Genomic DNA, 10,424 nt, shown 5'->3' on the forward strand with positions numbered 1-10,424 from the left:
CCGCCGCACCTCGGCGTTGGCGAACGCCGCCGCGTCGTCCAGCAGCGCCGGGTCCAGCTCGCGCCGGTCCTCCATCCGCAGGAGGGTCGCCACGGCGTCCACCTCCGCCTCGGTACGGAGCTGCCTCGCCGTGCGGTGCTCCGGCTCGGGTGCGGGGGCGACGGCGGGGCGGGCACAGCCGGCGATCGCGGCCGCGGCGACGAGTAGGCCAGGGAGGGCGCGTGCGGGGATCAAGAGACGGCTCCTTGCGGCGGGAGGGCGCCGCGGAGCGCGGCGACGAGGTGGGCGGGGAGCTTCTGCGTGGCCCCCGCCCGGTCCAGCGCGATCAGGGTGGTGCGGGCGGTCACCAGGCGCCCCGGGCCCGTTCCGTCCACCCGGGTGATCAGGTAGGCGAAGGCCACCGTGCGCGAGCGGACCTCCTCCACCCAGGTCTCCACCCGGACTAGGTCGTCGTAGCGAGCAGGGGCGTGGTAGCGGAGCGACGCGTCGGCGACGGCCAGGAAGATCCCCTCGCGCTCCAGCTCCGCGTACGGCTTTCCGAGCGCCCGGATCAGCTCCGTCCGGCCCATGTCGCACCACGCCAGGTAGTTCGCGTGGTAGACGACCCCCATCTGGTCAGTCTCGGGGTAGCGGACTCGCAGCTCGACGACGGATCGGAAGGGGGTCTCGCTCACGGGAGGGCGCTCGGTGGCCGTTCGCGCCGGCGGGATCCCGCCCGGCCGGATGGTTGCGCCCGGATTGTACCCGGGGTGGCGCGGTGTGTCAAACGCACCAAGGGACAGGCGACGGCCGGCAACGGCGGGTCGTGGGCATGGGCGCGCGGGGGCGTCGGCGGGGTACTCCCTCCGGAATTCAAGAACCCGAAGGGACTCGCTTGCGAGCACTCGCTTCGCTCAGACAGCTTGAATTCCTCCGGGAGCACCCCACCTCCTCCCGGTCACCACCTCCGCGAGGGAAGCGAGCCTTGCTGGAGGTTGTCGGGGGGAAGCACGGCTGGTAGCTTCCCGCGCCTATGAGCACCCTCCCCTACCTGATCGTCTCCGACACGCACCTCGGCGCCGTCCCGCGCGCAACGGAGGCGGCGTTCCGCGAGTTCCTTCGGGACGTCCCCGGCAACGCGTCCGGGCTGCTGATCAACGGCGACCTGTTCGACTTCTGGTTCGAGTACGGGACGGTGATCCTGCGGGAGCACTACCGCACCGTGGCCGCGCTGGCGGACGTGGTTGAGGCGGGGGTCCCCGTTTCCTTCGTGGGGGGGAACCACGACGCGTGGGCGGGGAGCTTTCTGCGTGACGAGGTGGGAATCCGGCTCCTCGACGGGCCCGTGGAGATGGAGCTGGCGGGGCGGCGGACGCTGGTGGCGCACGGAGACGGCGTGGGGCGGGGCGACCTCAAGTATCGCGCGCTCAAGGCGTTCATCCGCAACCGGGCGGTGGTGGGCGCCTTCCGGGTCGTGCACCCGGACCTGGGGACGAGGATCGCGCGGATCGCCTCCACCACGGAGCACAAGGCGGACACCGGCGACGTGCACAGCAAGGGGCGTGCGGGACACATCCAGGCCTGGGCGGAGGAGCGGCTGCGGGCCGACCCGGGGCTGGGGCTGGTGGTGGCGGGGCACGCGCACGTGCCCGCGGTGGTGGAGGTGGAGCCCGGGCGCTTCTACGCCAACGCGGGGGACTGGATCCGGCACTTCACCTACCTGGCGCTCCCCCCCTCGGGCGGCCCGCCGGAGCTGCGCCGCTGGCCGACCCCCGGCTGACTCGCGGGTCCCGGCGCACCGCCGCCCGCCGGATCAGAGCGCCACGCCTTCGACCTTCGCCGGCTCCGGCCAGAGGCGGGCCACCACCTCCCCCACCTCGGCGGAATCCCCGGTCGTCAGGATCCGCACCCGGCCCTCCCTCCCCTGCGCGCCCAGCCCCTGCTCCTCCAGCACGCGCTCCGTCTGCCGGGCGATGGCCGGGGCGCTGTCCACCAGCCGCACCTCCGGGCCGAGCACCCCCGCGATGGCCTCCCAGAGGAACGGGTAGTGGGTGCAGCCGAGGACCACCGTGTCCACGGCGGCCTCGCGGAAGGGAGCGAGCGCCGCGTCCAGCACGGCGCGCACCCGTGCGCCGTCGAACTCCCCCTCCTCCACCATCTCCACCAGCCCCGTCCCCGGCCGGGCGACCACCTCCACCCCCTCCGCGTGCTCGCGCAGCAGCCGGGCGAAGCGCTCGGAGGCGAGGGTGCCCTCGGTAGCGAGGACGCCGACGCGCCGGGCGCGGGTGTCGCGCACGGCGGGCTTCACCGCCGGCTCCATCCCCACGACCGGGATCTCCAGCGCCTCGCGGAGCGCCTCCAGCGCCGCGCCGGAGGCCGTGTTGCAGGCGACCACCAGGACCTTGGCGCCCTGCGCCTGCAGCCAGCGGCCGATCTCCAGCGACCGGGCGCGGATCTCGAGCTGGGGACGGGGCCCGTACGGGCACCAGTCGCTGTCGGCGAGGTAGAGCAGGTCCTCCGCGGGGAGCCGGGAGCGGATCTCGCGCAGCACCCAGAGCCCCCCGAGCCCCGAGTCGAAGACCGCGACCGGGGCGCCGGGGCTCACCTCGGCCTCCCCACGGGGAGCGAGACCCGCAGCTCGGCGCCGCCGTCGCGCCCCGGAACCACGCCGATGCGCTCGTCGAAGTCCACCAAGTGCGCGGCGACGAAGGCGTCCGCCGCGTTGAAGAGGAGGAGGAAGCCGGAAAGGGTGATCCAGTCCTCGAGCTGCTGCTCGCGAGCGTTCACCAGGGGAATCTGCCGTTCCTCGGAGACCTCGCCGGTCTCGCGGAGCGAGGCCTGGCTGCGGCGGGCGAAGCCGAGCTTGCGATGGCTCTTGTAGACCATCCAGAGGCTCCCGGCCTCCAGCGCGAAGTAGATCGCGCCGCGCCCGGGAGATCCCACGGCGGACTGGCCCCACCCCGGGAGCACCAGCGAGCGGAGGAAGGCGCCCCTGGGCGAGACGCCGTCGACGGTGTCGGCCTCCGCGGCGGCCGTGCGCGCGATGGCTGCGGTGTCGGCCGGAGCCGCCGCCGGGGGGACGGCGGGAGTGGCCGCGGGCACGGTGTCGCGCGGCGCGGGCTGGACCTGGGCCGCCGCGGGGGTGGACGCGAGCGCCGCCAGGAGCAGGCCGCAGCCGAGGACGGGCCGGGACATGACCGCGGCCGGCCGGGAGAAGAAGCGGAACGCCATGTGTACCGGGTAAGGCGGGCTAGTTCGCGGAATGCGCCTGGCGCACGTCCGCGAGCGGTGTGCCGTCCCGCTTGTAGACCACGCCATCCTTCATCACGAAGCCCACCTGCTTGAGGGCCTCAACGTCGCGGAGCGGGTCGCCGCGCACCGCGACCACGTCGGCCAGCTTCCCGGGCGCCACGGTGCCCAGGTCGGCGACTCCCAGGAGCTTCGCGGCCTCGCGGGTGGCGGCGAGGATCGCCTGCATGGGGGTCATCCCCGCGTCCACCAGGAGCCGGAACTCGTCGGCATTGGTCCCGTGCGGGAAGACGCCGGCATCCGTTCCGAAGGCGATGGGCACCCCGGCGCGGATGGCGCGGCGGACGGACTCCTGCGCGTGCGGGGAGATCTCCAGCGCCTTGGCGGCGGCCCAGGGCGCCAGCGTGCCCCCGCGCGCGCCCCGCACCACCGCGTCGAAGGCCATCATCGTGGGGACCAGGTACGTCCCCCGCTGCTTCATCATCCGGATCGCCTCGTCGTCGAGGACGGAGCCGTGCTCGATGGAGGCCACCCCGGCGCGCACCGCGGCCTTGATCCCCTCCGGGCCGTGCGCGTGCGCCGCCACCCGGCGCTCGGCCATGGCGGCGGTCTCCACCATGGCCCTCAGCTCGTCCTCGGAGTACTGCTGCACCCCCACCGCGTCCCCCGCGGAAAGGACGCCCCCGGTCGCGCAGGTCTTGATCACGTCCGCCCCGTACTTGACCTGGTAGCGGACGGCGGCGCGCACCGCGTCCACGCCGTTGGCGATCCCCTCCTGCACGCCGGGCTCCTCGCGCAGGTCCGGGCGGTAGCCGTTGGTGTCGCAGTGGCCGCCGGTGATCCCCAGCGAGTGCGCCGCGACGTACATCCGCGGGCCCGGCACGACGCCGTCGTTGATGGCGTGCTTCAGCGCCACGTCCGCCCACCCGTCCGAGCCCACGTCGCGCACCGTGGTGAACCCCGCCAGGAGGGTGGCGCGCGCGTTCTTGGCGCCGACCAGCGCGGAGTAGCCGGGGAACTGCCGCAGCGTGCGCTCGGAGTACCCGCCGCTGGGGTCGCTGGTGATGTGCGTGTGGGTGTCGATGAAGCCGGGCATCACCGTCCACCCGGAGAGGTCGACCGTTTCCGCCCCGGCGGGCGCCTGCACCCGCGGGCCCACCTCGGCGATGCGGTTGCCGCGCACCAGGATGGTGACGTTCTCCCGCGGGGCCGCGCCGGTGCCGTCGATGAGCCGTCCGGCCCGGATGACGACGACGCGCTCGGCGGCAGGCGCGGTGGCGGGCGCCTGCTGCGCGGCGGCGGGAACGGCCAGCAGCGCGAGCGCCGCGGTGACCAGACGAGGAGCGTGCAAGCGGTCCTCCGGGTTGGAACGGGGTGGTGTGAGACGCGCGGGGAATTTAGCGGGGCGTCCGCGGCGTGGCAAAGGAGCGCGGGCCGTGGAGCATCGCCCCCCCTTCTGGTGTACCCGCTGTCGCCGCGCCCGGTGGACGGCGCGCGGGAACCGACCCCGACTTCCCGAGGAGACCGATGCACGCTCCTGTCCCGCCCCGCGCCCTCCGCGCGGGCCTGCTGACCGTCCTCGCGGCCGCGGCGTTCGGCTGCGCGCCCGCCGTCCAGGTCGCACCCGCGCCGGAGACCGCCTCGGCTCGCGGCGAGCTGGTGCTGATGGGGACCACGGACGTGCACGGCTGGCTCCTCCCGCACGACTACTACACCGGGAAGGAGACGGAGAACGGCCTCGCCCGGCTGGTGCCGCTGATCGACAGCATCCGCGCGGCGAACCCGGGGCGTACCGCGCTCTTCGAGTCGGGCGACCTGCTCCAGGGGAACCCGCTGGGCTTCGTGCACTCGAAGCTCGGCCCCGGCGAGGTGCACCCGGTGGCGCAGGCGATGAACCTGCTGGAGTACGACGCGGCGGCCATCGGCAACCACGAGTACAACTACGGGATCCCCCACCTGGACGCGGTGGTGGCGAAGTCCCGCTTCCCCTGGATCTCGGCGAACACCTTCGTGGCGGGCACGGACCGGCACGCGTACCGCCCCTCGGTCATGCTGGAGCGCACCATCGACGGGAAGCCGATCCGCATCGGGGTCACGGCGGTGACCCCGCCGGGGGTGCTCATCTGGGACCGGGACAACGTCCAGGGGAAGCTGGACTTCCGCGACATCGTCTCCAGCGTGCGGCCGGTGGTCGCCGAGCTGCGCGCGCAGGGCGCCGACGTCGTGGTGGTGGCCGCGCATGGGGGGCTGGAGGGCTCCAGCTACGACACCGCCGCTACGGGGGTGCCGGTGGAGAACGCGGCGGCGGCCATGGCCCACGAGGTTCCCGGGATCGACGTGATCTTCATGGGGCACTCGCACCGGGAGCTGGCGGATACGACCATCGCGAATACCCTCCTCCTGCAGGCGAAGAACTGGGCGGCCTCGCTGGCGGTGGCGGAGCTGGAGGTGGAGAGCACTCCGGCGGGCGGGTGGCGGATCGTGGAGAAGCAGGGCCGGATCCTGCGCCCCGGGATGCGCGCCCCCGACGCGCGCTTCGCCGCGGAGCTGGCCCCGGCGCACGAGCGCACGCGCGCCTACGTGAACCAGCGGATCGGCACGTCGGCGGCGGAGTGGACCTCGGCCCGCGCGCGGGTGGAGGACACCCCCATCCTGGACCTGATCAACGACGTGCAGCGCAGGGTGACGGGAGCGGACCTTTCCGCCACCGCCGCCTTCTCCCTGAGCTCGCGGATCCCCGCGGGGCCGATTACGGTGGCGGACGTGGCGGGGCTGTACGTGTACGACAACACGCTGAAGGCGGTCCGCATCACCGGCACGCAGCTCCGGGAGTACATCGAGAAGAGCGCGGAGTACTACCTCCCCTGCCCCGGCGGCCGTTGCGAGCGGATCGTGAACCCCGCCGTCCCCGGCTACAACTTCGACGTGGTGAGCGGCGTGGACTACACGCTCGACCTCACGAAGCCGGTAGGGCAGCGCCTGGTGCGCCTGGAGCGCAACGGCCGCCCCGTGCGCCCGACGGACACCTTCACCATCGCGCTGAACAACTACCGCGCCAGTGGCAGCGGCGGCTTCTCCATGCTGATCGGCGCGCCGGTGGTCTACGACAAGGACGAGGGGATCCGCGAGCTGCTGGTGGAGGAGATCCGCCGGCGCGGCAACATCGCCCCGGGGCAGGTGTTCCGGAAGAACTGGGAGATCGTCCCGGCGGAGCTGGCCGCGAAGGCCGCGGCGGAGCAGCGGGCGGGGAACAGGTAGGGGACCGTCGGCGACGCCCCACCCCCGGCCCCTGCCCGCCAAGCGACGGAAGGGTGACGGGTCGTCGTCGTTCTGCCGTTCCCGAAACTGTTGCGGAGGGAGACTCGCACAGCCGTATCGTGCGAGGCTCCCGCAGCGGAGCGGAGACAGCCGGGCCGTTTCGGCTGGCTCCGCGACCCGCGGAGGAGACAAGCCGGCTGTTTGGCTTGGCTCCGGAGCGGCCCCACCGACGGCCCCACCGACGGCACCGGCCCCACCTGACATCCTTCTTGCAGATCCCACCCGGCGAACCGTCGTACCCGACACCACGGACGGAGCCGCCGCCGCTTGATCCCGCTTCGCGACGAGAACCCGACCGAGACCACGCCGTTCATGACGGTGGTCTTCATCGCGCTGAACCTGGTCGCGTGGTTCATGCTCCAGGGCGCGGGGGAGATGCGTGCGCTGGAGGCCTCGGTCTACGTCTTCGGCACGGTGCCGTGCGAGCTCACCGGGGCGTGCCCGCAGCAGGGGCTCGGGTGGGAGGCCGTGCTGACGTCGATGTTCATGCACGGGAGCTGGGAGCACATCCTGGGGAACATGCTCTTCCTCTGGGTCTTCGGGAACAACATCGAGGACTCGATGGGGCACCTGCGCTTCATCGTCTTCTACCTGGTGTGCGGCGTCGCGGCGGCGCTGGCGCACGTCTACCTGAGCCCCGCCAGCTCCATCCCGGCGGTGGGGGCGAGCGGCGCGATCAGCGGGATCATGGGGGCGTACATCGTGCTGTACCCGCGGGTGAGCGTGCGGACCTGGATCCCGCCCATCTTCCTGGTGAACCTGAACGCCTTCTTCCTGCTGGGCTACTGGTTCTTCATCCAGCTCGCGACGGGGGTGTTCACCTTCGGGCCGGAGGCGGGGGAGCAGGGCGGCGTGGCGGTGTGGGCGCACGTGGGCGGCTTCGTGGCCGGGCTGGTCCTCATCAAGCTCTTCGAGAAGCGGCCGCTGGTGGAGGCGAAGCGGCACAAGGTGCAGCTGACGCGTGACGAGGTAGCGCGATTGGGGTGGTGAGCGTAAGATATCCCCCCGGGAAGCACGCTCCCCTCCCCGCCCCCGCGCGGCCCGCTCCGGACTCCCGCCCCGGGGGCCTCTTTACGGCCCTCCCCCACACTCGACCCGATGGCCCACCGAAAGAAGGTCCTCCTCAGGCTCGCCCCGCTCTGGATGGCGGCGGCACTCCTCCTGGGCCTGGGCTGGATGTCCTCGCGTGCGCAGGAAGCACCGGTCGTCGCTCCCGCCGACACCGTCACCCCCGCGGAGGTCCTCCCCGCGCCCGGAACCGCGGAGGCGCAGCAGCCCGTGGAGAGCGGCGTGATCGAGCCCTCGGAGCCGGGGCTCGCGCCCGCCGCCGAGCTGAGCGCGGCGCAGCGGGCCCGCCTCGCGCGCGAGGAGGCCCGCGGCGGGACCCCGGCGCAGAAGGCGACAAGCCTGCTCGGCCTTCTCGTATTCGTCGGCGTGGCGTGGCTCCTGAGCGTGAACCGCAAGGCCGTGCAGTGGCGGGTGGTGGCGTGGGGGCTGGGACTGCAGTTCGTCTTCGCCATGCTGATCCTGCTCACCGGTCCCGGACGGGCGTTCTTCGACGCCCTGAACCAGGTGTTCGTGGCGCTGCTGGGCTACACCAACGAGGGCGCCGGCTTCCTGTTCGGCAACCTGGTGCGCCCCAACGTCCCGGTGGGGCCGGCCGCGGGGCCGTTCGGCTCGGTGGGGGATACAGGCACCTGGGCCGCGACCGGCGCGCTCTTCGCCTTCAGCGTGCTCCCCACGATCATCTTCTTCTCCAGCCTGATGACCCTGCTGTACTATCTGGGGATCATGCAGCTCTTCGTGAAGGCGTTCGCCTGGCTGATGGTGCGGACCATGGGGACCTCGGGGTCGGAGAGCCTGAGCGCGGCCGGCAACATCTTCGTGGGGCAGACGGAGGCGCCGCTGCTGGTGAAGCCGTTCGTGAGGACGATGACGAAGAGCGAACTTCACGCGGTGATGACCGGCGGCTTCGCCACGGTGGCGGGCGGGGTCATGGCGGCCTACGTGGGGATGCTGGTGGCCTTCTTCCCGGACATCGCGGGGCACCTGATCGCCGCGTCGGTGATGTCGGCGCCGGCGGCGCTCGCCATCTCCAAGATCATGTACCCGGAGACGGAGGAGTCCGTCACCCGGGGCGACATCCGAGTGGAGCTGGAGAAGCCCGACGCCAATGTGATCGACGCGGCGGCGCGCGGCGCGAGCGAGGGCCTCTCTCTGGCGCTGAACGTGGGCGCCATGCTGCTGGCCTTCATCGCCCTGCTGGCGCTGCTCAACGGCCTCTTCGGCTGGATCACGGGGCTGTTCGGTGTGCCGCTCACCATCCAGACCGTGCTGGGATGGATCGGCGCGCCCATCGCCTGGCTGATGGGCACGCCCTGGCAGGACGCCCAGGCGGTGGGGACGCTGCTGGGGGAGAAGACGGTCCTCAACGAGTTCGTGGCCTACCTCCACCTGGCGAGCATGCTGGAGGGCGGCGAGCCGCTCAGCGCGCGCGCGGTGGTGATCGCCACGTACGCGCTCTGCGGCTTCGCAAACTTCAGCTCCATCGCCATCCAGATCGGCGGGATCGGCGGGTTGGCCCCGGAGCGGCGCGGCGACCTGAGCCGGCTGGGGTTGCGGGCGATGATCGGCGGCACCCTGGCCGCGTTCATGACCGCCTGCGTCGTGGGGATCCTCCTCTGACGGAGCCGCAGACAGGGAGGTAGCGGCGCGGCGCCAGGGAGCGTATCATTCTCCACCGGAGCGGCGAGCGAGACGGCCTCCGCACAGGCGGACGCACCGGTGGGTGCGTCCGCCTGCCGCTTTTCCGGGGCGGAACGACCGCGATACGACACGCACTAGGACGGTGGACATGGCGAACGAAGTGACGCGGGACCTGCTGCACCGGCTCCCCAAGGCGGAGCTGCACGTCCACCTGGACGGCTCGCTGCGCCCGGAGACGATGCTGGAGCTGGCGGCGGAGTACGGGAAGAAGATGCCGGCCCAGGATCCCGACCGCCTGCGCGACTACATGCACGTCCAGGACGCGCGCAACCTGGTGGAGTACCTGGAGCGCTTCGAGATCACCCTCTCCGTGATGCAGACGGCGGACGCGCTGGAGCGGATCGCCTACGAGCTGGCGGAGGACCTGGCGCGGGAGAACGTGCGGTACGCGGAGATCCGCTACTCCCCGATCCTCAACTCGCGCGAGGGGCTCCCGCTCACCGAGGCGGTGGAAGCGCCGCTGCGGGGGCTACGGCAGGCGGAGGAGGACTTCGGGATCCGCACCGCGATCATCATCTGCGGGATCCGCAACATGGAGCCGGCCACCTCACGCGACCTGGCGGACCTCACGGTCGCGTACAAGGACCGCGGCGTGGTGGCCTTCGACCTGGCGGGGGCGGAGTACAACTACCCGGCGAAGAAGCACAAGGACGCCTTCTTCACCGTCATCAACAAGAACATGGCCGCGACCATCCACGCCGGAGAGGCGTACGGGCCTGAATCCATCCATCAGGCGCTGCACTACTGCAAGGCGCACCGTATCGGGCATGGCACGCGGCTCTTCGAGGACCCCGACCTGATGCAGTACGTCAAGGACTTCCGCGTCCCCATCGAGATCTGCCTGACCTCCAACGTTCAGACGCGCGCGGTGCGCAGCTTCGCGGAGCACCCGCTGCGGCTCTACTACGACGAAGGGATCGTGCTCAGCCTGAACACTGACAACCGGCTGATGAGCGCCACCACGGTGACGGAGGAGTACTGGCGGGCGCACCAGCACCTCGGCTTCACCTGGGAGGAATTGACGGACATCGCGCTGATGTCCTTCGACAGCTCCTTTCTGCACTTCGAGGAGAAGCAGCGGATGATCGGGGAGGTCCGGGAGGAGATCCGGG

The 10,424-nt window shown here is 72.0% G+C and carries 10 protein-coding genes; 5 read left to right on the forward strand and 5 right to left on the reverse strand.

Annotated elements, in window-relative coordinates; all coding sequences use genetic code 11:
* Together VGR37_24575 and VGR37_24580 are read right to left on the reverse strand one after the other, a co-directional pair.
* A partial coding sequence (locus VGR37_24575) for a hypothetical protein (protein HEV2150596.1) occupies positions 1 to 234 on the reverse strand: 234 nt, incomplete at its 3' end.
* On the reverse strand, positions 231 to 674 hold the full coding sequence (locus VGR37_24580) for a thioesterase family protein (protein ID HEV2150597.1): 444 nt from the start codon (positions 672 to 674) through the stop codon (positions 231 to 233). The genes VGR37_24575 and VGR37_24580, both read right to left, overlap by 4 nt.
* A gap of 338 nt (positions 675 to 1,012) precedes the next feature.
* Between VGR37_24580 and VGR37_24585 the strand changes: the two genes are divergently transcribed.
* Entirely contained in the window at positions 1,013 to 1,759 is a 747-nt protein-coding gene (locus tag VGR37_24585) for a UDP-2,3-diacylglucosamine diphosphatase (protein HEV2150598.1), read from the forward strand.
* A gap of 33 nt (positions 1,760 to 1,792) precedes the next feature.
* Here the strand turns inward: VGR37_24585 and murI are convergent, their stop codons facing one another.
* The 3 genes from murI to VGR37_24600 are packed head-to-tail and all read right to left on the reverse strand — an operon-like array spanning position 1,793 to position 4,579.
* Entirely contained in the window at positions 1,793 to 2,584 is a 792-nt protein-coding gene (gene murI / locus VGR37_24590; protein ID HEV2150599.1) for a glutamate racemase, read from the reverse strand.
* Positions 2,581 to 3,210 (reverse strand): hypothetical protein, encoded by a 630-nt coding sequence (locus VGR37_24595; GenBank protein HEV2150600.1) that lies wholly within the window; start codon positions 3,208 to 3,210, stop codon positions 2,581 to 2,583. Before VGR37_24595 ends, murI begins: the two co-directional genes overlap by 4 nt.
* A gap of 19 nt (positions 3,211 to 3,229) precedes the next feature.
* Entirely contained in the window at positions 3,230 to 4,579 is a 1,350-nt protein-coding gene (locus VGR37_24600; GenBank protein HEV2150601.1) for an amidohydrolase family protein, read from the reverse strand.
* A 176-nt stretch (positions 4,580 to 4,755) separates the two neighbouring features.
* On the opposite strand from VGR37_24600, the gene VGR37_24605 reads away from it, so the two are divergent.
* The 4 genes from VGR37_24605 to add form a co-directional block, all read left to right on the forward strand.
* Entirely contained in the window at positions 4,756 to 6,486 is a 1,731-nt protein-coding gene (locus tag VGR37_24605) for a 5'-nucleotidase C-terminal domain-containing protein (GenBank protein ID HEV2150602.1), read from the forward strand.
* A 327-nt stretch (positions 6,487 to 6,813) separates the two neighbouring features.
* Positions 6,814 to 7,536, forward strand: coding sequence for a rhomboid family intramembrane serine protease (locus VGR37_24610; protein HEV2150603.1), 723 nt, complete (start codon positions 6,814 to 6,816; stop codon positions 7,534 to 7,536).
* A 108-nt stretch (positions 7,537 to 7,644) separates the two neighbouring features.
* Entirely contained in the window at positions 7,645 to 9,231 is a 1,587-nt protein-coding gene (locus VGR37_24615) for a NupC/NupG family nucleoside CNT transporter (protein HEV2150604.1), read from the forward strand.
* Between the two features lie 169 nt (positions 9,232 to 9,400).
* On the forward strand, positions 9,401 to 10,424 hold a 1,024-nt coding region (add, locus tag VGR37_24620; GenBank protein HEV2150605.1), incomplete at its 3' end, for an adenosine deaminase.

This window comes from Longimicrobiaceae bacterium, assembly GCA_035936415.1.
Lineage (GTDB): Bacteria > Gemmatimonadota > Gemmatimonadetes > Longimicrobiales > Longimicrobiaceae > JAFAYN01.

Coding starts and splice junctions, on each gene's coding strand:
- VGR37_24585 (HEV2150598.1), top strand. CDS start 1,013: ATGAGCACCCTCCCCTACCTGATCGTCTCCGACACGCACCTCGGCGCC.
- VGR37_24595 (HEV2150600.1), bottom strand. CDS start 3,210: ATGGCGTTCCGCTTCTTCTCCCGGCCGGCCGCGGTCATGTCCCGGCCC.
- VGR37_24605 (HEV2150602.1), top strand. CDS start 4,756: ATGCACGCTCCTGTCCCGCCCCGCGCCCTCCGCGCGGGCCTGCTGACC.
- VGR37_24615 (HEV2150604.1), top strand. CDS start 7,645: ATGGCCCACCGAAAGAAGGTCCTCCTCAGGCTCGCCCCGCTCTGGATG.